The 24,177-nt window shown below is 68.8% G+C and carries 21 protein-coding genes; 15 read left to right on the forward strand and 6 right to left on the reverse strand.

Translation table 11 applies throughout. From position 1 onward, the window contains the following. The first annotated feature begins 18 nt into the window (after positions 1 to 18). Entirely contained in the window at positions 19 to 1,308 is a 1,290-nt protein-coding gene (gene dxr, locus FFS20_RS11770) for a 1-deoxy-D-xylulose-5-phosphate reductoisomerase (protein ID WP_137826035.1), read from the forward strand. Position 1,309: 1 nt separating this feature from the next. Further along, the gene (locus FFS20_RS11775; RefSeq protein WP_137826036.1) at positions 1,310 to 2,848 is read left to right on the forward strand and encodes a site-2 protease family protein; all 1,539 of its coding nucleotides are present in this window, start codon (positions 1,310 to 1,312) and stop codon (positions 2,846 to 2,848) included. A 104-nt stretch (positions 2,849 to 2,952) separates the two neighbouring features. Here FFS20_RS11775 and FFS20_RS11780 read toward each other — a convergent pair whose 3' ends face one another. Further along, positions 2,953 to 4,398 carry a serine hydrolase domain-containing protein gene (locus FFS20_RS11780; RefSeq protein ID WP_137826037.1) on the reverse strand — a complete coding sequence of 482 codons (1,446 nt, stop codon included), beginning with the start codon at positions 4,396 to 4,398 and terminating at the stop codon, positions 2,953 to 2,955. Then, complete coding sequence (locus FFS20_RS11785) at positions 4,395 to 5,804, reverse strand: APC family permease (protein WP_137826038.1); 1,410 nt, start codon at positions 5,802 to 5,804, stop codon at positions 4,395 to 4,397. Before FFS20_RS11785 ends, FFS20_RS11780 begins: the two co-directional genes overlap by 4 nt. Positions 5,805 to 6,089: 285 nt before the next feature. On the opposite strand from FFS20_RS11785, the gene ispG reads away from it, so the two are divergent. Together ispG and FFS20_RS11795 are read left to right on the forward strand one after the other, a co-directional pair. Further along, positions 6,090 to 7,238 carry a flavodoxin-dependent (E)-4-hydroxy-3-methylbut-2-enyl-diphosphate synthase gene (ispG, locus tag FFS20_RS11790; RefSeq protein WP_137826056.1) on the forward strand — a complete coding sequence of 383 codons (1,149 nt, stop codon included), beginning with the start codon at positions 6,090 to 6,092 and terminating at the stop codon, positions 7,236 to 7,238. A gap of 10 nt (positions 7,239 to 7,248) precedes the next feature. Further along, the gene (locus FFS20_RS11795) at positions 7,249 to 8,127 is read left to right on the forward strand and encodes a DUF4081 domain-containing GNAT family N-acetyltransferase (protein WP_249356824.1); all 879 of its coding nucleotides are present in this window, start codon (positions 7,249 to 7,251) and stop codon (positions 8,125 to 8,127) included. 57 nt (positions 8,128 to 8,184) lie between these two features. Here FFS20_RS11795 and FFS20_RS11800 read toward each other — a convergent pair whose 3' ends face one another. Together FFS20_RS11800 and FFS20_RS11805 are read right to left on the reverse strand one after the other, a co-directional pair. Further along, positions 8,185 to 8,577: an RNA-binding S4 domain-containing protein gene (locus FFS20_RS11800; RefSeq protein ID WP_137826040.1), complete on the reverse strand. Its 393-nt coding sequence runs from the start codon at positions 8,575 to 8,577 to the stop codon at positions 8,185 to 8,187. Then, the gene (locus tag FFS20_RS11805; RefSeq protein ID WP_137826041.1) at positions 8,567 to 9,310 is read right to left on the reverse strand and encodes an NUDIX domain-containing protein; all 744 of its coding nucleotides are present in this window, start codon (positions 9,308 to 9,310) and stop codon (positions 8,567 to 8,569) included. The genes FFS20_RS11800 and FFS20_RS11805 overlap by 11 nt, the downstream gene beginning before the upstream one ends. Positions 9,311 to 9,595: 285 nt before the next feature. On the opposite strand from FFS20_RS11805, the gene FFS20_RS11810 reads away from it, so the two are divergent. After that, entirely contained in the window at positions 9,596 to 11,506 is a 1,911-nt protein-coding gene (locus tag FFS20_RS11810; RefSeq protein ID WP_137826042.1) for a proline--tRNA ligase, read from the forward strand. Between the two features lie 10 nt (positions 11,507 to 11,516). Continuing rightward, positions 11,517 to 12,326, forward strand: a complete 810-nt coding sequence (locus FFS20_RS11815) for a TSUP family transporter (protein WP_137826043.1) — start codon at positions 11,517 to 11,519, stop codon at positions 12,324 to 12,326. A 559-nt stretch (positions 12,327 to 12,885) separates the two neighbouring features. Here FFS20_RS11815 and FFS20_RS11820 read toward each other — a convergent pair. Both FFS20_RS11820 and FFS20_RS11825 read right to left on the reverse strand, forming a co-directional pair. Then, a complete protein-coding gene (locus tag FFS20_RS11820; protein WP_137826044.1) occupies positions 12,886 to 13,905 on the reverse strand; it encodes an aminoglycoside phosphotransferase family protein in 1,020 nt (339 codons plus the stop codon). Continuing rightward, positions 13,902 to 14,861: a hypothetical protein gene (locus tag FFS20_RS11825; RefSeq protein WP_137826045.1), complete on the reverse strand. Its 960-nt coding sequence runs from the start codon at positions 14,859 to 14,861 to the stop codon at positions 13,902 to 13,904. Before FFS20_RS11825 ends, FFS20_RS11820 begins: the two co-directional genes overlap by 4 nt. Before the next feature lie 119 nt (positions 14,862 to 14,980). Between FFS20_RS11825 and FFS20_RS11830 the strand changes: the two genes are divergently transcribed. The 9 genes from FFS20_RS11830 (at position 14,981) to rpsO (ending at position 24,033) form a co-directional block, all read left to right on the forward strand. After that, positions 14,981 to 15,457: a ribosome assembly cofactor RimP gene (locus FFS20_RS11830; protein WP_249356825.1), complete on the forward strand. Its 477-nt coding sequence runs from the start codon at positions 14,981 to 14,983 to the stop codon at positions 15,455 to 15,457. Positions 15,458 to 15,674: 217 nt separating this feature from the next. Next, positions 15,675 to 16,637 carry a transcription termination factor NusA gene (gene nusA / locus FFS20_RS11835; RefSeq protein ID WP_137826046.1) on the forward strand — a complete coding sequence of 321 codons (963 nt, stop codon included), beginning with the start codon at positions 15,675 to 15,677 and terminating at the stop codon, positions 16,635 to 16,637. A 156-nt stretch (positions 16,638 to 16,793) separates the two neighbouring features. Next, a complete protein-coding gene (locus FFS20_RS11840; protein WP_137826058.1) occupies positions 16,794 to 17,069 on the forward strand; it encodes a YlxR family protein in 276 nt (91 codons plus the stop codon). Between the two features lie 134 nt (positions 17,070 to 17,203). Then, complete coding sequence (gene infB / locus FFS20_RS11845) at positions 17,204 to 20,080, forward strand: translation initiation factor IF-2 (RefSeq protein ID WP_137826047.1); 2,877 nt, start codon at positions 17,204 to 17,206, stop codon at positions 20,078 to 20,080. Positions 20,081 to 20,185: 105 nt separating this feature from the next. After that, positions 20,186 to 20,623: a 30S ribosome-binding factor RbfA gene (gene rbfA, locus FFS20_RS11850; protein WP_137826048.1), complete on the forward strand. Its 438-nt coding sequence runs from the start codon at positions 20,186 to 20,188 to the stop codon at positions 20,621 to 20,623. Positions 20,624 to 20,959: 336 nt separating this feature from the next. Beyond that, positions 20,960 to 21,721 carry a ligand-binding protein SH3 gene (locus tag FFS20_RS11855; protein WP_249356826.1) on the forward strand — a complete coding sequence of 254 codons (762 nt, stop codon included), beginning with the start codon at positions 20,960 to 20,962 and terminating at the stop codon, positions 21,719 to 21,721. Positions 21,722 to 21,751: 30 nt separating this feature from the next. Continuing rightward, positions 21,752 to 22,666 (forward strand): tRNA pseudouridine(55) synthase TruB, encoded by a 915-nt coding sequence (gene truB, locus FFS20_RS11860; protein ID WP_137826050.1) that lies wholly within the window; start codon positions 21,752 to 21,754, stop codon positions 22,664 to 22,666. A 65-nt stretch (positions 22,667 to 22,731) separates the two neighbouring features. Next, positions 22,732 to 23,670 carry a bifunctional riboflavin kinase/FAD synthetase gene (locus FFS20_RS11865; RefSeq protein ID WP_137826051.1) on the forward strand — a complete coding sequence of 313 codons (939 nt, stop codon included), beginning with the start codon at positions 22,732 to 22,734 and terminating at the stop codon, positions 23,668 to 23,670. Between the two features lie 93 nt (positions 23,671 to 23,763). Continuing rightward, entirely contained in the window at positions 23,764 to 24,033 is a 270-nt protein-coding gene (gene rpsO / locus FFS20_RS11870; RefSeq protein WP_137826052.1) for a 30S ribosomal protein S15, read from the forward strand. The last annotated feature ends 144 nt before the right edge of the window (positions 24,034 to 24,177 follow it).

Here is a 24,177-nt window from a genome sequence, read left to right on the forward strand (position 1 = left end):
TTGGCATCATCGGTAGGCGTGAGCGAACGTAAGATCATTGTAGTCGGGTCGACCGGATCGGTCGGTACGCAGGCCCTCGACGTCCTGGCTGAGAACGCAACCGATTTCGCAGTCGTCGGGCTTGCCGGAGGGTCCCAGATGGACCTCCTCCTGGGCCAGGCCCTCGACTTCTCCGTCCCCGTCATCGGCCTGACGACCCCTCCCGCAGGCGGCGAGGACGAGGTGCGGAACCGGTTGTCCGAACTCGCCGCCGAGCGCGGAATCAGTGTTCCCGTTCGTGAAATCCATCTCGGGGACGATGCCGCCGAGGCGGTCGCCGGCCAACCGGCCGACATCGTCCTCAACGCGGTGACCGGGGCCGCCGGACTCGGAGCGACGCTTGCGGCACTGGCGAGCGGCACCGATGTCGCCCTGGCGAACAAGGAGTCCCTCATCATCGGCGGCTCCCTCGTCCTCGACGCCGCGCAGCGGACCGGAGCCCGGCTCATCCCCGTCGACAGCGAGCACTCCGCGATCGCTCAGGCTCTGCGCTCGGGCACGCACGGTGAGGTGAGCAGACTCGTCATCACCGCCTCGGGCGGGCCGTTCCGCGGCATGACCCGCGACGCTCTGCGCCGGGTCACGCCCGCCCAGGCGCTCAAGCACCCGACCTGGTCGATGGGCTCGATGATCACGATCAACTCGGCGACCCTGGTCAACAAAGGCCTCGAGGTCATCGAAGCCCACCTGCTCTTCGACATCGACTTCGACCGCATCGAGGTCGTCGTCCACCCGCAGAGCCAGATCCACTCGATGGTCGAGTTCACTGATGCCTCGACGATCGCGCAGATCTCGCCACCGGACATGCGCCTGCCCATCGCCTACGCCCTCGGCACTCAGGATGACGGGAGCACGCGCCGGGTGACCTCCGGTGCGGTGCCGAACAACTGGGGCCAGCCCATGCACTGGTCGTTCGAGCCGGTCAACCATGTCGCGTTCCCCGCACTCGGGCTCGCGATCGAAGCCGGAAAGCGCGCCCGCAGCTACCCGGCGGTGTTCAACGCCGCCAACGAGGTGCTCGTCGCCGCCTTCATCGCCGGCGACATTCCTTTCACGGGCATCGACTCCGGTCTCGAGAAGGCTCTCGCGGCACACGAGCCGGCACCCGAGCACACGGTGGAGACCGTGCTCGCCGCCGACGCCTGGGCGCGGGACTTCGCGCGCGCACACGTGGCGGCCCAGACCGCGGACGGCGATGCGGTGCGCACCGCCTCGGCGACCTCCGGTTCGCAGCCGGCCGGCGTCGGCGTGAGCACCGGCGGGGAGTGAGATGACCGTCGTCCTCTTCATCGTCGGGATCATCCTCTTCCTCCTCGGCATCTCGATCTCGATCGCCCTCCACGAACTCGGCCACCTCACCCCGGCGAAGAGGTTCGGGGTCAAGGTCACCCATTACATGGTCGGGTTCGGGCCGACGCTCTTCTCGTTCAAGCGCGGTGAGACCGAGTACGGGATCAAGGCGCTGCCGCTCGGCGGTTTCATCGCGATGCCGGGCATGTACCCGCCACTCGATGCGACGAAGCAGCGCGCCGAGGCACCCGCCCTGCAGTCGGGTGCTCAGGGGCAGTCGGGCACCGCCGGACAGCCGGGCGCTCCGGGACAGTCGACTGCCGACCTCGGCGACGCCACCGCTGCGCATGAGGCCGCCGCTCCCGGCGACCACCTCGGCGCCGGCGACGAGGCGACCCTGCGACCGCGGACGAAGCGGAAGGGACGGCTGTTCGAGAACACGATGGCCGACGCCCGGGAGATGTCGAACGACGAGATCGAGCCGGGGGAGGAGCACCGGACGTTCTACGCCCTCAGCGTGCCCAAACGACTCGTCGTCATGTTCGCCGGCCCCTTCGTCAACCTCGTCCTCGGCATCGTCATCATGGCGATCTCGCTGCTCGGCATCGGCGTGATGACCCCGACGACAACGGTGCAGACCGTCGTCGAATGTGCGGTTCCCGCCACGGAGGCCGCCCAGCGACCGGCCGCGGACCGCAACGCGTGTCTGCCCGGTGACCAGCTCACGCCCGCGTGGGAGGCCGGTTTCGAACCCGGCGATCGGATCACCTCGGTGGCCGGCGTGGAGACGGAGAACTGGGACGAGCTGTCCTCGGTCATCAAGGACCATGCGGGGGAGAGGGTCGAGGTCGACTTCGTCCGCGACGGTGCCGCGCAGACGGTGACCGTGCCGATCATCGCCCACGAACGTCCTCGCGTCGACGATCGCGGCAACCTCATGACGAACCCCGACGGCACCCCGCAGACGGTGACGGAGGGCTTCCTCGGCATCGGCCCCGTCCAGGAGCGGCAGCCGCTGCCGCTCAGCGAATTCCCCGGAGCGGTGTGGGACCAGGTCACCGGCGTGTTCAGGGCCATCGTCACGCTGCCGGTCAAACTCGTCGACATCGCTCAGGTCGCCACGGGTGCGAAGGAGCGCGACCCCGAAGGCCTCGTCGGCATGGTCGGCGTCGGTCGCGTCGCCGGTGAGATCGTCTCGACCGATGACCTGCAGGTCGTCGAGAAGGCGCAGTTGGGGCTCGGCGTGCTCGGCTCGCTCAACATCTTCCTCTTCGCGTTCAACATGATCCCGCTGCTGCCGCTCGACGGCGGTCACATCGCCGTCGCGCTCTACGAAGGCGCGAGGCGCCGGATCAACCGGTGGCGTGGGCGCGGGAAGATCGGGCCCTTCGACACGGCGAAGCTGCTGCCGCTGACGTACGTCGTCATCGGCCTCATGCTCTGCATGACCGCGCTCCTCGTCTACGTCGACCTCGTCAAACCGATCACCCTCGACGCGATCTTCAACTCGGCCCGCTAGGCGCGGTTGCACCGGCAGCCCCCGTGCGGCCCCGCCCGCAACGGGCTCCTGCGGCCGTGCCCTTCCGGCCGGGCCCTGCCGACCGGCCCGGTGCTGGGAGGCTTTCAGTCGCTCAGGGTGATCGCCTGAACATCGCCGAGGTGGTCGAGACGAACCGTGATCGACGCCGTGTCCGTGATCGCCACGGTTCCCAGCAGACGGGTCTCCATCGTGAGGTCGTCGACGGTCACCGGTGCGGTCGGTGCGACGCCGTGGTCGCGGCACCAGGCGGCATGGCGTTCCCTCCTCTCCTCGCGCGGCTCATCGAGATCCATATTCACCGCGAAGTGGGCATCGGCGAAGGCGTCGTCCCAGTCGAGCACCGCAGCGGCTGCCCCGAGGACGGTCCGGCCGGTGCGCGGGCCCGCCGGCAGCGGGTGGGTCGGCGCGGGCGTGGACTCGCGCGGGAGGACCGGGGCAGCCGAGGTCAGAGGGACGTCCGCCGGCACCTCCGGGATCTCGTCGGCGCGCCCGATCGCGGCCAGCCACCCGGCGTCGACGGCGTCGCGGACGATGCGTTCGGCCGGATAGTACGTGGTGTTGCCGAGGACGACGATCCCGAGGTTCAGCCCGGGAAACCACCTCATATGGGAGCCGAAGCCCGGGTAGCCGCCCGAATGGCCGAGCACCGGCCCGAACCGGGAGTCCTCACGGTGGATGAGCCCGTAGCCGTAGGCGACGTCCTCGGTGTGCAGGCGGCTCGTCTCGACCGCGATGGGCCGGTGCGGCCGCTGGCCCCCGGTGAGCACCGTGGACCAGGCCCCGGGAGCGCTGCTCGCCTCGGCGTCGAGGGAATCGAGGTGGACGTTCATCCAATTGCAGACATCGGCCGCGGTCGAGACCATGCCGCCGATCGCGGAGAACGCCCCCGGCCTCGTCGGTTCGAGGACGTGGGCGCGTCCGCGCCTGTCGATGCGCAGGCCGGGGACGAGATCGGGGAAGTCGGCGACGTCGAAGCCGGTGCGGGTCATCTGCAGGGGAACGGTCACCTCGGTGGTCACCATCTCCGGAAGAGTGCGGCCGGTGACGGACTCCGCGGCGAGGCCGAGCAGCGCGTACCCGAGGTTGCAGTACTCGAAGCCTGTGCCGGGTTCGGCGATCGGCACGAGCGGCCCCTGGAGATAGGTGAGGAAGTCGAAGCTGCTCATCGACTCCATCCGGTCCGCCCACGGGTCGTCCTTGCCGAACCCCGTGCCCATCGTCAGGCACTCGCGGCTGGTGAGCTCACCGACCGCTGTGCCCTTGAGATCGGGCACGAGGAAGTACATCGGGTAGTCGAGGTTGAGACCTGAGGCCTCGAGCGACCCGATCATCGCTGCCGTGAACGACTTCGTCATCGACGCGATGCGGTAGGGCCGGTGGGCATTGGTCAGCTTCGCCTCGGCGTTCTGGACGCCGTGGCGCTCGAGGACGCCGTACGCCAACTCCCCGCCGAGGGCCGACAGCTCGTCGGCGGCACGGAGGAGGCGTCGCAGGACGACATCGATGTCGGGCGCGACCGGGGCGGTCATCGTCGCTCCACGGGAGATTCGGTCTCGCTGCGGTCGCGACCGAGCAGGGTCGCAAGGGAGTCGCGCGGGTCGGTGCGTCGCGACAGGGCGAAGAGCACGACTCCGAGGACGATCCAGACGACGAGGATGATGTACTCGTGCGGCCAGACGAGTGAGGACCCGGTTCCCGGCCAGAGCGCGAGAACGATGACGCCGAGGGCACCGATCGCGCCGAGGAGGGAGAATCCCGTGGCGATCGCCGATCTCGGGGCGCGCGAGGCAGGCAGCCGGAGGTTGGCGACGACGACCATGATCCACACGACCCCCAGATAGATGCCGCCGGTGTCGAGGAACCACGTCACCGCCCCCGGGCCGAGCCAGCCCAGGCCCAGGGTGATGACGAGGGTGAAGATCAGTGCGGTGCGCGGTGTTCCCGAGCGCTCGTCAACGGCGGCGAGGCGGCGCGGGAGGAGGTCGGCGCGGCCCATGGCGACGAGGATCCGGGAGGAGGCGACGAAGAGACCGAGGAAGCTGGTGAGCAGCCCGAGCACGGCGATCGCGTAGGCGACTCCGCCGAGGACGGGGAACCCGGCCGCCCGGAACGCGTCGACGGTGCCGAGCTCCATGCCGGCGACCTCCTCCCAGGGTCGGACCCATGCCGTCGCGAGGAGGACGAGGACGTAGAAGCTGCCGGCGATGATGACCGTCCACACCACTGTGCGACCGATCCTGCGCGGGGAGATCTTGGCGTCCTCGGCGAGGACGGCGACGAGTCCGAAGCCGGAGAGGAACGTCATGCCCGGAACGACGAAGCGCAGCGTGTCCGTCACGGGAGTCGCATCGGGGGCGAAGGCGGGGAGGAAGTTGTCCGGACTGCCGGCGCTGAATCCGGTGACGATGAGGGCGAGGCCGCCGGCGATGATGAGGGCGAACATGAGGATCTGCACCTGCGCACCCACACTGATCCCGTACCAGTTGAGGGCGAAGAACGCGAGAGTCAGTCCGATCCCGATCGCCAAGCCGGGCAGGTACACGGTCTCGTCGTTGATCGTGTAGAGCGGAATCGTGTTGAGTCCGGGAACGAAACGGCCGAGCAGGTAGCCGAACGCCGTGACGTAGAAGGCCAGGGAGGAGACATAGGCGCCGAGCAGCATCCACCCGGTGAGAAATGACGCGCCGCGCCCGAGTGCGGCGAAGGAGAACACGACTTCACCGCCGGCGCGCGGAAACGCCTGCGCGAGACGGGCGTAGGCGAGCGCGACACAGGCCGCCAGCGCCACGCCGAGACAGAGGCCGAGGATGACGCCCCCGGCCCCGTAGGCGTCGAAGAACGTCGAGTTCGTGTAGATCCAACTCGCTCCGACGACGCCGGCGACTCCGAAGGCGAGCAGCTGGACGGTGCCGAGACTCCGCTTCAAGTCGGTCATGGGAACTCCATCCTCAGGCTGTCGGTTCTTGTCACCGCACATTACCGAACGCCCCTGACGCGGCTGCCCGACACCGCGCCGCACACTGCCTCCCACGGCCGCCGAGCGCACTCCGGTGGACTCGCCCCACCTCGGCGCTGACAGGAAACCTCCAGGTCGTGAGCGATCACACCGGAGCCGCCCGACCGGGACGATGGTTGTCGTCCTACAATGAGAGTGACTCGTACTATCGGGCTGTCACGGCTGCCGATCCAGCCGCACAGCCCCAATGAAGGGATCGTCTTCGTGACATCGGTCAACCTCGGCATGCCAGCTCCTCCGCCTCCCGTTCTCGCACCTCGGCGGAAGACCCGGCAGATCCACGTCGGCAAGGTGGGAGTCGGGTCCGACTACCCCATCAGCGTCCAATCGATGACGACGACGCCGACGACGGACATCAACGCCACCCTCCAGCAGATCGCCGAGCTCACGGCCTCCGGCTGCGACATCGTCCGCGTCGCCTGCCCGTCCGCCGATGACGCCGCCGCCCTCCCCGCGATCGCACAGAAGTCGCAGATCCCCGTCATCGCCGACATCCACTTCCAGCCGAAGTACGTCTACGCGGCGATCGACGCCGGCTGCGCGGCCGTGCGCGTCAACCCCGGCAACATCCGCAAGTTCGACGACCAGGTCAAGGAGATCGCGGCCGCCGCGAAGGATGCCGGCACCTCGATCCGGATCGGCGTCAACGCCGGTTCGCTCGACAAGCGGATCATGGAGAAGTTCGGCAAGGCCACCCCTGAGGCGCTCGTCGAATCCGCGGTGTGGGAGGCCTCCCTGTTCGAGGAGCACGACTTCCACGACTTCAAGATCTCCGTCAAGCACCACGACCCGGTCGTCATGGTCAGGGCATATGAGATGCTCGCCGAACGCGGCGACTGGCCGCTCCACCTCGGCGTCACCGAGGCGGGACCGGCGTTCCAGGGCACGATCAAGTCCGCCACCGCATTCGGCGCGCTGCTGTCGAAGGGCATCGGCGACACGATCCGCGTGTCCCTGTCGGCTCCGCCCGTCGAAGAGGTCAAGGTCGGCAACCAGATCCTCGAGAGCCTCAACCTCAAGCCGCGCAAGCTCGAGATCGTCTCGTGCCCGTCGTGCGGTCGCGCACAGGTCGATGTCTACACCCTCGCGGAGAAGGTGACCTCGGGGCTTGAGGGCATGGAGGTTCCGCTGCGCGTGGCCGTCATGGGCTGCGTCGTCAACGGTCCCGGTGAGGCGCGCGAAGCCGACCTCGGCGTGGCCAGCGGCAACGGCAAGGGCCAGATCTTCGTCAAGGGCGAGGTCATCAAGACCGTGCCGGAGTCGCAGATCGTCGAGACCCTCATCGAAGAGGCCATGCGCATCGCCGAGGAGTCGGACGTCCCGTCCGGGCCGCCGGAAGTCGTCGTCGGCTGATCGAGCCGATGTGTTGAGACTAGCTCCCCTCGGGCACCGGCACACGGCATGGCTGACCAGCCTGCTCGCCCTCAATCCCTGCGAGAACGTCTACCTCCTCGCCCTCCTCGACGTCACCGGCACCGCGGCGACGAATTCCCCGGGCGGAACCATCTACGGCGTCTTCGACGGCGACCGGCCCGTCGCCGCTTACTGGGTGGGCGGCAACATCATCCCCGTCAACGCGAGCCCCGAGACGAACGCGGTGCTCGCCGCGAAGCTCAACGCCGACGGCCGGTCGTCGTGTTCGCTCATCGGGCGGCGCGAGATCATCATGGACCTCGACAGCCGCCTGGGCTGGGGCAGGCCGCGCGGCGTGCGCGAACGCCAGCCCCTGCTGGCGATCAGCTCGGACCCTGACGTCGCCCCCGACCCCGAGGTGCGACTGGCGACCCTCGACCAGCTGCCGACGGTCTTCCCCGCCAGCGTCGACATGTTCACGAAGGAGGTCGGCTTCTCGCCCATCGAGGGCGGCGAGTCGAGCTACCTCGCACGCGTGCGCGGCATCATCCGCGGCGGCAACTGCTTCGTCCGGATCTCCCCGACACTGCCCAGCGGCAGTCCAGCACCGAGGTGGCCCGCCACCGACCGTGCCGAGCAGGTGCTCTTCAAGGCCGACATCGGCATCCGCTCGCCGCGCATCGTCCAGGTCCAGGGCGTGTGGGTCCATCCCGACACGCGCAACCACGGGCTCGGTGCCGCAGGCATGGCCGCCGTCGTCACGCAGACGCGGGCGGCCGGGCATCCGACGGTCAGCCTCTATGCCAATGACTACAACGAGGCGGCGCTGCGGATGTACAAGCGCGTCGGCTTCGACCAGGTCGGCACCTTCGCGACCGTGATGTACTGAGGCTCTGGCCTCGATGCACTGAGGCCCTGGCCTCGGTGCACAGAGGCCCTGGCCTTGCTACCGCTGAGAGTCGCGGCCGCGGAGCCGGTCGAGGTCGCGCCGGTCCTTCTTCGTCGGCCGTCCCAGCCCCTTGTCGCGCTTCGGGACGAACCCGCGCAGCGCAGGGTCGGGCGCGGGGGTGAGATCCTCGTAGGCACCGACGGCGATCGCAGCACCCGGCCGCGTGGGGAGGATGCCCGTTATCCTCCAGATGAACTCGGTGCCGGACTTGCGGACGCGGACCTCCTGACCGATCGTCACCTTCTGCGCGGCCTTGACCCGCTGCCCGTCGACCTGGAAGTGTCCGCCGCGGCACGCCTGGGTGGCGAGGTTGCGGGTCTTGAACATCCGCGCCGTCCACAGCCACACGTCGATGCGCACCGCCGCCCCCGGCGTCCGGTCAATCTCCATCGAGGCCGCCCCTGGCATCCTGTCGCAGTGCGATCTCCGAGCGTCGCGTGAACGTCTGCGCCGGCCGCCCGCGCCCCTGCGTCACCGCGCGCCCCGTCGCATCGAGCAACGGCAGCATCGTCCGCCGGAAGGTGTCGGCCTGCATCTCCTCACCGGCGACGACCTCGTGGAGGGCGCGCAGCTGCCTGAGGGAGAACTCCGCGGGCAGCAGGCCGAAGGGGTCCGGGGTCCGCTCGTGAAGAGCGCGGAGGCGGTGGACGGCGACGCGGACGATCTCCTGATGCTCCTCGCTGAGCTCATGGACCGTGTGGACGGGAACGAGCTTCCGCCGACCGGACGGAGCGCCGGCCTCTGCCTCGGCGAGAGGCCGGCCGGAAACCACGCCATCGCGGTTCCCGGTGCCCCCATCGGCGAGGCCGACATCGGCGGCGGAGAGGACGTCGAGGTGGGCGACCGAGATCACCCAACCGCGGTCGTCGCGGTCGGGCTGGTCGAAGACGTGGAGCTGGACGGGGGAGCGGTCGACGAGCTGCGCCTTCTCGCGCAGGCACCGGGCGACCGCCTCGGCGAGGCGTTCCTGCGGACGCAGAATCGACCCGGGCAGCTGCCACCGACCGTCCCGGGACCGGGTGAGGAGCACGTGCAGCCCACGACCGGGCACGGGGCAGAGGACGGCAGTGTCGACGGCGACCGAGGGTCGGGGGAACTGCGAGAGGGTTGTCGTGTCAGGCATGCTCTTTATGATCGGGTCAGCGGAATCGGCAGCGCTGACCAGTCTAGTTCGCCCGCCGACTGCCGCCGAACGCACACCAGGGCTCCTGCCGCACGCACCCAGCGGCGGCCGCGGGCGAAGGGGCCTGCGACCGCGATTCGGGGCACCGCCTCGGCGAAGGGAGGGATCGATGACAGCACACCGGTCGACGTCGGCCCAGCCCCGATGATCGGCGAATGGACGCGCGCGCACGCAGGCGGATAATGTTCGGACTGATACCCCCACGTCGCCCGAGGAGAAACATCCATGGCCCTGCGCATGTCGTCGCTGTTCGTCCGGACTCAGAAGGAAGACCCGGTCGGCGCCGAGGTCGCCAGCCACAAGCTGCTCCACCGGGCCGGCTACATCCGCAGGTCGGCCCCGGGCATCTACACGTGGCTGCCGCTGGGACTTGCGGTGCTCGGCAAGATCGAGGCGATCGTCCGCGACGAGATGTCCCGGGCCGGATCGCAGGAAGTCCACTTCCCGTCCCTGCTGCCCGCCGAGGTCTACAAGCAGTCCGGCCGCTGGGAGGCCTTCGGGCCCGACCTCTTCAGCCTCCAGGATCGGAAGAAGAACGACTACATCCTCGCGCCCACGCACGAGGAGTTCTTCACCCTGCTCGTCAAGGACCTCTACTCCTCGTACAAGGACCTGCCGCTGTCGATCTACCAGATCCAGACGAAGTACCGCGATGAGGCCCGCCCCCGCGCCGGACTGCTGCGCGGTCGCGAGTTCATCATGAAGGACGCCTACTCCTTCGACATCGACGACGCCGGCCTCGACGCCTCCTACGAGGCGATGCGGGTGGCCTACATCCGCGCGTTCGCCCGCCTCGGCATCCCGAGCCTGCCCGTCAAGGCGACCCCCGGCGCGATGGGCGGATCCGGCACCGAGGAGTTCATCTACCCCTCCGAGGTCGGTGAGGACACCTTCGTCCGCTCACCCGGCGGCTACGCGGCCAACGTCGAAGCCGTCACCTCGATCGTGCCCGAGGCGATCCCGTACGAGAACTCGCCGGCCGCCCACGTCGAGGACACCCCCGACACCCCGACGATCGAGACTCTCGTCGCCGCCGCGAACGCGAACCATCCCCGCTCCGACCGCGCATGGACGGCCGCGGACACCCTGAAGAACGTCGTCTGCGCCGTCACCCACCCCGACGGCACCCGCGAGGTCATCGTCATCGGCCTGCCCGGCGACCGCGAGGTCGACCTCGACCGCGCCGCCGGCACCGGCATGCTCAGCAACGGCGAAGTCGACATCGAAGCCGCGACCGCCGAGGACCTCAGCCTCCACCCGGAACTCGTCAAGGGCTACATCGGCCCGGGCCTCGACCTCGAGAACCCGGTCCTGGGCACCGAGGGCAGCACGAAGATCCGCTACCTCCTCGACCCCCGCATCGTCGACGGCACCCGCTGGATCACCGGCGCGAACGCACACGGCAAGCACGTATTCGACCTCGTCGCCGGGCGTGACTTCACCGCCGACGGCACGATCGAAGCCGCCGAGGTCGTCATCGGCGACCCCGCCCCCGACGGCTCGGGTCCGCTCGAACTCGCCCGCGGCGTCGAGATCGGCCAGATCTTCAAGCTCGGCCGCAAGTACGCCGAAGCCCTCGACCTCACTGTCCTCGATCAGAACGGCAAGGCCACGACCGTGACCATGGGTTCCTACGGTCTCGGCGTCACCCGGGTCATGGCCTGCATCGCCGAGGAGTACCACACCGAGGGCGGCCTGCTCTGGCCCCAGCATCTCGCTCCCGCCGACGTCCACATCATCGCCGCCGGCAAGGGCGAGGAGATCAACACCGTCGCCGAGGAGCTCACCGCCCAGTTCGAAGCCGCAGGCGTCAGCGTCCTCCTCGACGACCGGACGAAGGTCTCGCCCGGGTTCAAGTTCGCCGATGCCGAGCTCATCGGCATCCCCACGGTCGTCGTCGTCGGCCGCGGCCTGAGCGACGGGGTCGTCGAGGTCCGCGACGTCTTCGCCGGGGAGAAGCAGGAGCTTCCCGTCGCCGAGGTGGTCCCCACGACCGTGGCCAAGGTCCGGGCCGCCTATGCCGCCGCTCTCGCCGCAGCCGACGAGGCCGTCATCGAGGACTCGATCGACGCCGCCGTCGACTCGGCCGAGGTCGCCGCCGACACCGCCGAGGCCGAGTCCGCTCCCGCGGAGTGACCCGCCGGAGATGAGCGACGTTCTCACCGGCGGCATCGACGTCACCCTCGTCATGCTCCTGTGGCTGCTGGCCGCGGGCGCCCTGGCGGGCTGGATCGATGCCGTCGTCGGCGGTGGGGGACTCATCCAGCTGCCCGCGCTGCTCCTCGTGCCGGGGATGACCCCGGTCCAAGCCGTTGCGACGAACAAGGTCGGGTCGATCGCGGGGACGACCGCCTCGGCGGTGACCTATCTGCGTCGCGTCACCCCTGACCGGTCGGCGACGATCCCGGCGGCGGCGACCGCGTTCCTCGGGGCCGTGCTCGGGGCGAAGCTCGCGACGCTCGTCCCCGCCGAGCTCTTCACCCCGATCATCCTCGCCGCGCTCATCGCCGTCGGGATCTTCACCCTGCTCAACCCCAGCCTCGGCACCGACGCCCGCCTCCGCTTCGAGGAGTCCTCGAAGCGCCACCACGCCGTGTCGTGGCTCATCGGCCTCGTCATCGGCATCTACGACGGTGTGCTCGGTCCGGGCACCGGTTCGTTCCTCGTCATCGCGTTCGTCTCGATCATCGGCTTCTCGTTTCTCCAGGCCTCGGCGACGGCGAAGATCGTCAACTGGGCGACGAACTTCGGGGCGCTCGTCTACTTCGTGCCCGACGGCCAGGTCGTGTGGCTGCTCGGTCTCGTCGTCGCCGCCGGCAACGTCACCGGAGGCATCATCGGAGCGCGGACCGCGATCGCGAAGGGTTCGGGCTTCGTGCGCATCGTCTTCATCGTCGTCGTCTCCGCAATGGTCCTCAAGCTCGGCTACGACGTCGTCGCCGACCTCATCCGGTGAGACCGGCCACCGGCTCTCACCCCTTGCCCTCAGCCCTGAGTCTCCGCCCGCGGGCCATCCTGCGACGCTGACCGCGGACCATCCTGCGCCGCCGACTGTGTGCCGGGAGAGTTCAGGTCGCGGAGTGTCGATCCGCCACGCGGAAATCGACACTTTGGGTCCTCAAGTCGGAGCGGAGGGTTGTGCGTGGAGGCAAAGGTTGTGCGAGGAGGTCGAGGCTGTGTGTGGTTGACGTGGATTGGTTGGTGAGCTGCTGAGAGTCCGCTGGGGTCAGGAAGCTGGAACCAGGAGGCAGAGAGCAGGGGTCGGGGCGCAGGAGTCGGGGAGCGGGACAGGGTGGTGCACACAACTGTGCGTCAACACCGTGGTTGGGCGGCTGGGAAGGGCCGAGGGATGGTCGCGCGGTGTGCGCCGGTTTCACAGCGAATGTGCGCCATTTCCATGGCGATTTCGGCCCTATGATCGCCCTGAACGTGGCACGGAATCCCATGGGGCACCCTCAACCTGGCGCAAAATCCCAGGCGCCGGCTCGAACACGGCGCAGCCTCCCCGCGGCCGGTCACCCGATGGGTTTGAGGGCGTGTGCGTCGACGCCGTTGACGTCGGCGCCGGAGAGCGCGCGGGCCACCCACAGCGACCGCGCGGCATCGGCGAGAGAGCTGTTCGTCCCACCCCGGGCCGAGCGCAGATACCAGAACATGTTCGTCACCTCGCGGGCGATCGCCGCCCCGATCCCGTACTGCGGGTCGATGCCGGCGAAGAGGGCGAGGTCCGCGGCGAAGCCCCGCAGCCACCCCGCCTGATCGCGGGGCGTGCGGGCGGGAATCTCGCCGAGGCGGTTCCACAGCACCGGTGCCACCGTGTACGCCGTCGGACCCGACAGCGGCTGCGGGTCGATCGCCTTCCAGGTGGCGACCCCCGAGGCATCCGGGTTGCCGGCGAGGATGTTGTAGTAATGGAGGTCGGCGTGGATGAGGGTGCTCTCCTCCGAGGTCGCGAGCGTGTGCATCCACGTCCGCGCGATCGAGAGCAGACGGGCATCGTCGCGAACCGTCTCCGACCACCCGCCGAGCATCGCGGCATCCGTGTCGAACGTCGTCAGCCACCCCGCCGCGAGATCCTGGACCCGGATGAAGTCCGGTCCGGCGGGGATCTCGAGCGACTTCTGCAGCGCACCCCACACCGGGGGCACATCGGGCAGCGGCAGCACCGAGAGATTGTCCTTCGTCCGCAGCCGCTCCTGCAGGGTGACCCGGAAGCTGCGGTCGTCCCGGATGACCCGCACCGCACCGTGCCCGTTCCACATCTTCAGCGCCCGCAGGGCCTGCGCGTGCGCGGCGGTGTGCGCCGAGGTGGGGGCCGCGAACCGCAGGACCCCTTGGTAGCTCTCCTGGGTGAGGACGGGAATGACGAGGCTCTCGCATCCGGCCCACGGGGCGCCGGGCACGTCGTCGAAGCGCAGATTCCACCGGTCGACGACCTCGTTGGCCATAAAGTCGAGGGCGGAGACCCACGCCTCGGTGCGCCCCTCACCGATGATGTCCTTCGTCGAACGGTAGAGAACGGGCGGGACCTTCACCGGTCCGCCTCCGCCCGATCGGCCCCGCCGGAATAGGAGTAGCGCAGCGGCTGCGGGGCGGCGAAGACCGCGCGCGTGCGCGCAGACTCCCACACCCGCAGGGCGGCCTGCGGGTCCGTCTGCAACCAGGGGAGCAGCGCGGCGGCGACCGCATCCTCGAGGTTGAGGGCGAGCTGTCCCGCCGACTCCGGATCGGTCGGGGAGGGGTCGAGCTGCCACGCCGGGGTGTCGGGCTGGGCGTCCTCCTCACCGAGCCTCTCGAGCATCTCGCCGGCGAGGGAGCCGAGCGATTCGAGGCGGGCGACCGCCTCGGCGCGCTGCGGGCTCTGCCGGTCGAAGCGCACCGCGAGGCGCTCATAGCCATACGACGCGGCGCGGGCCTGGTCGAGGATCGTGTTCCACTCCGCGGCGGCCGGGGCGCTCGGCGTTCCGGCGTCGTCCCGGTCCGCGGAGGTCGGGGACGGCGTCGCGTCGTCGTCGACCGCGGCGAAGGCATCCCGGAGGCGGCCGTCGGCGCCGTCGCGGATGGCCCCATCGACGGTGCCGGCGGTGAGCGCACAGCCGGTCGCGACGTCGACGAGGACGGGGACGAGACCCGAGCCGAGATCAGCCACCGCGTCGAACACGGCGGTGGAGACCGCCTCGGCGGCCTGCATGTAGCTGCGGTCCTCCTCCGTCGGGGGAGGGGAAGTGGCGAGTTCGGTCGGAGGCGCCCAGACGGGGCCGATCGCGTCCCGGAACTTCTGCAGGTCCTCCCCGGCTGTCGCGGGATCGCCGTCGGCGACGCTCGTCGACGCGAGGATCCGGGCGATGCGATTGCGCAGCTCCTCGCTCGCATCGAGCTCGGGAACCTCCGGGGGCGCATCGATGCGCAGCCCGCAGCCGGAGAGGAGGGAGAGCCCCGCTCCTGCCGCGCCGACGATGAGGACGGAACGGCGACTGACGGGGAAACGCATACGCCAATCGTAGCGGATGCTTAACGTACGTCCGGGCTGTCGCATAGGGTGGGATGAACCCACGTGAGCGATGAGATCGGCAGGCGCTGGAGTCCCTTGCCCGAGCCGAGAGGAAAGAGATGGTGGAGAGCATGCACGAGGACGTCGCCCGGATCGAAGAGCTGCTGGAAAGTCCCCTGACCGCGGCCGGATTCCACCTCGAATCCGTCAAGGCCGTCGCCGCCGGACAGCGGCGCACGCTCACCGTCGTCGTCGACCTCGACGAGTCGAGCGCGGAGCCGATGTCGATGGACAAGATCGCGGAATCGACGCAGATCGTCAGCGACGCCCTCGACACCGTGGAGATCTTCCGCGACAAGCCCTACCAGCTCGAGGTCACGAGCCCCGGGGCGACCCGCCGACTCGAGAGCCCGCGTCATTTCAAACGGGTGCTCGGCCGCCGTCTCGATGTCAGCACGAAGAAGGAGAACTTCAAACTCGACCTCGAGGAGGTCGGCGACGACGCGATCACCGGCACCGATCCGGTCAAGCGCGAGAAGCGCACCGTCGGCCTCGGCGACATCGTCAAAGCCCACGTCGAACTGCGCTTCCGCTGATCCGTCCCGGCAGACAGCTGAACCGCCGGGCGCCGAGGCGGGCGCAGGGTGGTGATTCCGCTGAACCGCCAGGCGCCGAGGCGGGCCCATCGTCCGACTGCCCACCGCCGCTCCTCGGTGCTGGTGTGGGATAGAATGGTGTGCTTGCATAAGTGAAGACCGACAATTCAATGCTCGTGGGCGACCCCGTTCGCTGGAGCCGGAGAGGATATGGGCCATGGATATCGACCTCGATGTTCTGCGCGTCATCGAACGTGAGCGCGAGATCCCGTTCGACACCCTGATCGAACTCATCGAACAGGCGCTCTTCCTTGCCTACCAGAAGACCGAGGGTGCGTGGCAGGATGCCCGCGCCGAACTCGACAAGAAGACCGGCGAAGTCCGGATCTGGGCCGTCGAGTTCGACAACGACGACAACCCGATCGGCGAATTCGACGACACCCCCTCCGGGTTCGGCCGCATCGCCGCACAGACGGCGCGCCAGGTCATCCACCAGCGCCTGCGCGACGTCGAGGACGAATCCGTGCTCGGCAGCTTCAAGGGCCGGGAGGGCGAGATCGTCTCCGGCACCATCCAGCAGGGCAGGGACCCGCAGATGGTCCAGGTCGACCTCGGCGAGGTCGAAGCGGTACTGCCCCCGCACGAACAGGTGCCCGGTGAGGAGTACGGTCACGGCAAGCGCCTGCGCGTCTACATCGCCGACGTCCACAAGGGGCCCAAGGGCACCTCGGTGACGGTCTCGCGCACGCACCCCAACCTCGTCCGCCGCCTCTTCGCGCTCGAAGCCCCGGAGATCGCCGACGGCACCGTCGAGATCGTCTCGCTGGCCAGGGAGGCCGGACACCGGACGAAGCTCGCGGTCCGCGCGACGAAGCCCGGTGTCAACGCGAAGGGCTCGTGCATCGGCGAACTCGGCTCCCGGGTGCGAGCGGTGATGAACGAACTCGGCCAGGAGAAGATCGACATCGTCGACTACAGCGACGACCCCGCGAAGTTCGTCGCCCATGCGCTCTCCCCGGCGAAGGCGACGCGCGTCGACATCCTCGACGCCGGCGCCCAGGAGTCCCGGGCCGTCGTCCCGCGCGACCAGCTGTCCCTGGCGATCGGCAAGGAGGGGCAGAACGCCCGCCTCGCCGCGAAGCTCACGGGATGGAAGATCGACATCGTCGCCGAGGACTGAGACCGCAGGCCGGCCCACCGTCGCCGAGGCGGTCGTCCGGGAGGTCCTGCGCCGAGGTCACAAGGGTCCCTGAGGAAACCCGGCCGCGCCTCCGTGACCCCGGACACAGTCGCCGGTGGCGCGGTGCGGAATAGAAGTGCGGTAGAATTGTTGACTGTGAATGTCGGCAGTGCACCTCGAAGGACGTGCATCGCCTGCAGGAAGACTGCGAACCGGGACGAACTCGTGCGTTTCGTGCATCGACCCGATGAGCAGCCGGCCATCGTCCGCGACGTGTCAGCGACACTGCCCGGACGTGGCGCCTGGATCCACCCGGACGTCGAGTGCCTGATGAAGGCGCGGACCCCGGCACCCTTCGCTCGAGCCTTTCGAACGAAGATCACCGCTTCGGATCTCCCGGAGCTGGACATCGAACCCCAGAAGAACGGGTGAGCTAAGAATGGCTGACAAGTAGTGAGTGTCGTGCGATGACACCCTCACCGGAATTCGAGAGAGCAGTGTAATGAGACCTGCTCTTCACTGATGAGGTTCTTTCCTGACCGGGAAAGAACCCGGACAGGAGAACTGTGGCAAAGCCCCGTGTCCATGAGCTCGCGAAAGAGCTCGGCACAACCAGCAAGATCGTCCTCGAGAAACTCCAGGACATGGGCGAATTCGTTCGCTCCGCCTCCTCGACGCTCGAAGCCCCCGTCGTCCGACGGGTGAAGGAGGCGTTCGCCGATTCCGCGCCTGCCTCCGGCAAGGCGAGCGGCGATTCCGCCAAGAAGCCGGCCGCCAAGCCCGGCCAGAAGTCTGCGGCGAAGCCCGGCGCTCCGGCGGCGAAACCTGCCGCGAAGCCCGGAGCCAAGCCGGCACCGAAGGCCGACACCGACGATGCGAAGCCGGCGGCCGCGAAGCCCGCGGCGACGCCTGCCGCCAAGCCCGCGGCGAAGCCCGCCGCCGAGGCGGAGGCTCCTGCCGCGGCGCCGGCCGCCGACGAATCGGCTGCCCGTCCCGCGGCACCCAAGCCCGGCGGTGCGCCGAAGCCCGGTGCCGCCAAGCCCGGCGCCGCCCCGAAGCCCGGCGGTCGCCAGGGCGGACAGGCGGCGCGTCCCGGCAACAACCCGTTCGCGCCCTCTCAGGGCATGCCGAAGCCGGGTGGACGCTCGGGCGGCCCGAAGCCCGGCAGCCGTCAGGGCGGCCAGGGCGGTGCCCGTCCCGGCAACAACCCGTTCGCGAACTCGCAGGGCATGCCGAAGCCGGGTCAGCGTCCGGCGCGTCCCGCCGGTGAGGCCGGCGCCGCCGGACCGCGTCCGGGCGCACCGCGCCCCAACCCGTCGATGATGAAGAACTCCGCGCTCAACAAGCCGGCCCCCGGTCGGGGACGCGGCGGAGGCGGACGCAACGCTCCGGCCGGTGGACCCGGGGGAGGCCCCGCGGGTGGTCCCGGCGGCGCTCCGGCAGGTCGTCGTGGTCCGGGCGGAGGCCCGGGCGGCGGCGGTCGCGGTTCCGGTCGCGGTCGCGGCAGCACCCAGGGTGCGTTCGGTCGCGGCGGCGGTCCGCGCCAGAAGGGCCGGAAGTCGAAGCGGGCCAAGCGCGCCGAGCTCGAGCAGATGCAGGCACCGTCGATCGGCGGCGTCACCGTTCCCCGCGGTGACGGCGAGACTCCGCTGCGTCTGCGCCGCGGCTCCTCGCTCGCCGACTTCGCCGAGAAGATCAACACCGACCCGACGAACCTCGTCACGGTGCTCTTCCACCTCGGCGAGATGGCGACGATCACCCAGTCCCTCGACGAGGACACCTTCCAGGTCCTCGGTGAGGAGCTCGGCTACAAGATCGAGATCGTCTCTCCCGAAGACGAGGACCGCGAGCTGCTCGAGACCTTCGACATCGACCTCGATGCCGAAGCCGCCGAGGAGGACGACGACGATCTCGTCGCCCGTCCCCCGGTCGTCACCGTCATGGGTCACGTCGACCACGGCAAGACGAAGCTGCTCGACGCGATCCGGTCGGCCAACGTCGTCGCCCGTGAGGCCGGCGGCATCACCCAGCACATCGGCGCCTACCAGGTCGAGGTCGAGCATGAGGGCGCCGAGCGCCGCATCACGTTCCTCGACACCCCGGGTCACGAGGCGTTCACCGCCATGCGTGCCCGTGGTGCGAAGTCGACGGACCTCGCGATCCTCGTGGTCGCCGCCGACGACGGCGTGATGCCGCAGACGATCGAAGCGCTCAACCACGCTCAGGCGGCGGATGTGCCGATCGTCGTGGCGGTCAACAAGATCGACAAGGAGGGTGCGAACCCGGCCAAGGTCATGCAGCAGCTCACCGAGTACAACCTCGTGGCCGAGGAGTACGGCGGCGACACGATGTTCGTCCCGATCTCGGCGCTCAAGCGCGAGGGCATCGACGAACTCCTCGAGTCGGTGCTGCTGACCACGGACGCCGCTCTCGACTTGCGGGCGAACCCGAACAAGGCCGCCCGCGGCATCGCGATCGAAGCCAAGCTCGACAAGGGCCGCGGCGCCGTCGCGACCGTCCTCGTCGAGTCCGGCACCCTGCGTCAGGGCGATGCGATCGTCTGCGGCACGGCCTTCGGTCGCGTCCGTGCGATGTTCGACGAGAACGGCAATTCCGTCGCCGAGGCGGGACCCTCGCGTCCCGTCCAGGTGCTCGGTCTGTCCTCGGTGCCGCGCGCCGGTGATTCGTTCATCTCCACCGATGACGACCGCACCGCCCGGCAGATCGCCGAGAAGCGCGACGCCATCGAGCGCAACGCCGCCCAGGCCCGTGGTCGCAAGCGGATCAGCCTCGAGGACTTCACCAAGGCACTCGCCGAGGGCAAGGTCGACATGCTCAACCTCATCCTCAAGGGCGATGTCTCCGGTGCCGTCGAGGCGCTCGAGGATTCGCTGCTCAAGATCGACGTCGGCGACGAGGTCGACCTCCGCATCATCCACCGCGGCGTCGGTGCGATCACGGAGAACGACATCAACCTCGCCACCGTCGACAATGCGATCGTCATCGGCTTCAACGTCCGGCCGGAGGCGAAGGCCCGCGACCTGGCCGACCGCGAAGGCGTCGACGTGCGCTACTACTCGGTCATCTACCAGGCGATCGACGACATCGAGAACTCGCTCAAGGGCATGCTCAAGCCCGAGTTCGAAGAGGTTCAGACCGGCTCCGCGGAGATCCGCGAGGTCTTCCGGTCCTCGAAGTTCGGCAACATCGCCGGCTCGATCGTCCGCGACGGGGTCATCACCCGCAACTCCGCTGCGCGCGTCACGCGCGACGGCGTGGTCATCGGGGACAACCTCAAGGTCGAATCGCTGCGTCGGTTCAAGGATGACGCCACCGAGGTGCGCGAGGGCTACGAGTGCGGTATCGGACTCGGCAGCTTCAACGACCTGCGCGTCGGTGACATCATCGAGACCTTCGAGATGCAGGAGAAGCCCCGCGACTGATCGCGATGCTGGGCAAGCGGCTGGTGCACCTGTGCACCGGCCGCTTCTCTCCGTTTAGACTTTCACTTCCGGGCAACCGCCCGACACGGATAAGAGGATGAGGACATGGCAGACGCAACCCGCGCACGCAAGATCGCCGACCAGATCAAGGTCATCGTGGCGAGCACGATCGAACGCCGGCTGAAAGACCCGCGCCTCGGCTTCGTCACGGTCACCGACGTCCGCGTCACCGGCGACCTCCAGCACGCGACGATCTTCTACACCGTCTACGGTGACGGCTCCGACCTCGAATCGACAGCCGCCGCTCTCGAGTCGGCGAAGGGCTTCATCCGCTCGGAGGTCGGCAAGGGTCTGACGATCCGGCTCACCCCGAGCCTCGAGTTCGTCGCCGATGCCGTCCCCGAGGAGGCTCAGCGCCTCGACAACCTGCTCGCCCGCGCCGCGGCCGACGATGCGCGCATCGCCGATCTCAAGAAGGACGCGAAGCACGCCGGCGAGGCCGATCCGTATCGGAAGGCCGAGGCCGACACGGACGAGGTCTGAGGTTTTCTTCGTCCTCGTCCGCTGCCCTCCGGCCTGTCGTCGCACCGCGGCGGCAGGCCGCTGAACTGGGACGGAAGCGACACGTTCCATTGTGCGAACGCGAGCTTCGCCACACCGGGCGAAAAAACCCTGCGTAACAGTTTTGTTATCTTTCCGCGATGCCCTAGACTTCTTCGGGTAACGATCTGATTACGACTCTGTTAAGGGAATTCTGCATTGGGTAAGCACTCTTCACCAAAGCCCGGCTTCGCCAAGCAACTGATCCGGGACCTCACTCCCGCGACCAAGCGCTCGAGCGGTCGCCACTCTGCTGAGGCCCCTTCGACGGCCACGTCCGTGCTCGCCACGGTCAAGCAGCGGCCCGTCGTCGCAGCGATCGCCGTGCCGGCGGCCGCCACAGCAGCCGTGGTCGGATCGACCGTCGTCATGGGCCCGCCGGAGACCGGCACCGTGACGACCGAAGCCGCGAGCTCCGCACAGCAGGAGCAGCCGGTCTCGACCCCCTCGGCCGTGAGCCAGGAGGAGATCGACGCGCAGCGTGCGGAAGCCGGCGAGAAGTACATCGAAGAGGTCAAGAAGGACCCGAAGTACAAGAACAAGACGTCGAAGACCACGCTCGAGGTCAAGACGCCGAAGCCGAAGCCCACCGCGGAGACCGAGTCGAAGGACGAGAAGCCGTCCTCCTCGCCGTCGAAGGACAGCGGTTCGGACTCGAAGAGCAGCGGCAGCACCCCGAGCGGCGTCGAGACCCCGCCCTGCAAGGTCTCGTCCTCGATCGAATCGACGCTCCTGCCCAACGCCGTCAACGGCTACCGTGCGGTGTGCGCGAAATTCCCCGAGGTCAAGACCTACGGCGGCCGTCGCCAGGGGTCGGGCACGTCCGACCACTACACCGGCGAAGCCGTCGACATCATGATCTCCGGTTCGACCGGTGATCGGATCTCCGAATACCTCATCAAGAACGCCAAGGCGCTCAACGTCAAGTACGTCATCTTCGAACAGCGCATCTGGATGCCCGGCCGCGGCTGGAAGTCGATGGAGGACCGCGGTTCGGCGACGCAGAACCACATGGACCACGTCCACGCCTCGTTCAACTGATCCCCGCCTGAGCACGATCGCCTGACACCGGTGACCGATCCTTCCCCGCAGGGCATCCTCGTCTGCGACAAACCACAGGGCCTGACCTCCCACGGGGTCGTCTCGCGGCTGCGCCGCTGGTACGGCACCCGCAAAGTCGGCCATGCCGGCACCCTCGATCCGATGGCGACCGGCGTGCTCGTCCTCGGACTCGGTCGCGGGACGAAGCTGCTCACGCACATCACCGGCGCGACGAAGACCTACGATGCGACGATCCGCCTCGGCGCGGGCACCCCGACCGACGACGCGGACTCCGCGGTCGACGTCATCGCCGATCCCGCAGTCCTCAGCGCCGTCAGCGACGGTGACATCGACGCCGGCGTCGGTCGGCTTCGCGGTGTCATCGACCAGGTGCCGAGCGCGGTCTCGGCGATCAAGGTCGACGGCAAGCGCTCATACGCGCGGGTGCGCGCCGGTGAGGACGTCGTCCTCGAGCCCCGCCGGGTCGAGATCACCCGCTTCGACATCCTCGAGATCCGCCGCGATCTCGAAGCCGGCCACCTCGACCTCGATGTCGTCGTCGACTGCTCCTCGGGCACGTACATCAGGGCGCTGGCGAGGGATCTCGGCGCCGACCTCGGCATCCACGGTCATCTCACCGCGCTGCGCCGCACCCGCGTCGGTCCCTTCGAGCTCAGCCAGGCGGTGACGATCCCCGAGGATCTCGACACTCCTGCGCCCCCGCTCATCTCCCTCGCCGAGGCGACCGCGGGTCTGCTGCCCCACGTCGAGGTCGATGCGGCGCAGGCCACCGCCCTCATGCAGGGCAAGTCCCTGGCCGGCCCGTGGGACGTCGCCGGCGACGAGGTCGCGGCGGTCCACGACGGCGAGCTCGTCTCCGTCGCCGAGGTGCGCGCTGACGGCAGTCTCAAGTCGCGCACCGCCTTCGCCATCGACCGGGCGTGAGCCGGTTCGCAGACCACCCCGGCCTGCGATACTCTGAGTCGGTGCACGGAAGGAGCAGCGCTCGAGTGGAGATCTATCACGGCCTGGACGAGGTCCCGGACTTCGACCCCGGCACCGTCATCACCCTGGGCAACTTCGACGGCGTCCACCGTGGGCATCAGACAGTCCTCCGCGCCGTCGCCGCCGAAGCCGCTGAGCATTCGCTGACGTCGGTGGCGATGACCTTCGACCCGCACCCGCGCACGATCCACAGCCCGGACACCCCGACGCTGATGATCACGAGCCCGGAGCAGAAGTCCGCGCTCATCGCCGAAACCGGCATCGACGTCCTCTTCGTCCAGCCCTATGACCTCGAGTTCGCCGCGCAGACGCCGGAGGAGTTCGTCGCCCGGTACTTCGTCGAGGGGCTCAAGTGCCGGTGTGTCGTCGTCGGCGACGATGTCAGGTTCGGCCACGACAACTCCGGGACCATCGAGACCCTGCGCCGCCTCGGCGAGGAGATGGGGTTCACGACGGTGACGATCGATGAGGTCGGGCGCGGGGGACGGTATTCGTCCTCGCGGATCCGTGACCAGATCATCGCCGGTGATGTCGCCGAGGCGGCCGATCAGCTCGGTCGCTACCACCGCGTCGAGGGCACCGTCGTCCACGGTGACGCCCGCGGACGCGACCTCGGGTTCCCCACGGCCAACCTCTCCGCCGATGCCGCTGGACTCATTCCCGCCGACGGCGTCTACGCGGGCTGGGCGAGCTTCGAGGGGGAGGATCACCCGTTCCCCGCCGCGATCTCGATCGGGACGAACCCGACGTTCCAGGGTGACTGCCGCCGGGTCGAGGCCTACGTGCTCGACAAGGAGTTCGGGGAGTTCGACGTCTACGACCGGCACATGACCCTCGACTTCGTCGCGCGCATCCGCGGACAGGTGACCTTCACGGGCATGGACGCGCTCATCGCGCAGATGCACGAGGACATCGCCGATGTGCGCGAGGTCCTGCACACCTGATAAGCTGATCTCTGCCGTTTTCACCGGCCGCGGTCCCATAGGGCTGGAACTGACCTGTTCCGGCGCCGCGCAGCGAAACGTTAGGAGAACTCCATGGCTCTCGATACTGCCACGAAGCAGGAGATCATCAAGGAATACGGAACTCACGAGGGCGACACCGGTTCTCCCGAGGTTCAGGTTGCCCTGCTGACCCGCCGGATCACGGATCTCACCGAACACTTCAAGGATCACAAGCACGACCACCACTCGCGTCGTGGCCTGCTGCTCCTCGTCGGTCAGCGCCGCCGGATGCTCAAGTACCTCCAGCAGGTCGACATCGAGCGCTACCGCTCGCTCATCAAGCGCCTCGGTCTGCGCCGCTGATTCGGGTCGACCCGGATCTGCGCCCGGCTCGCTGAGGCTGTTGCCTCGCTGATGGCGTTGCCTCGCTGAGTCCGTCAGCTCGCACGAACGCCCCGCCCTTCTCGGCGGGGCGTTCGTTGTTGCCGGGGGAGCGGGGTAGGGGTG

The sequence above is a fragment of the Brevibacterium sp. 2SA genome (assembly GCF_005502845.1).
Classification (GTDB): domain Bacteria; phylum Actinomycetota; class Actinomycetes; order Actinomycetales; family Brevibacteriaceae; genus Brevibacterium.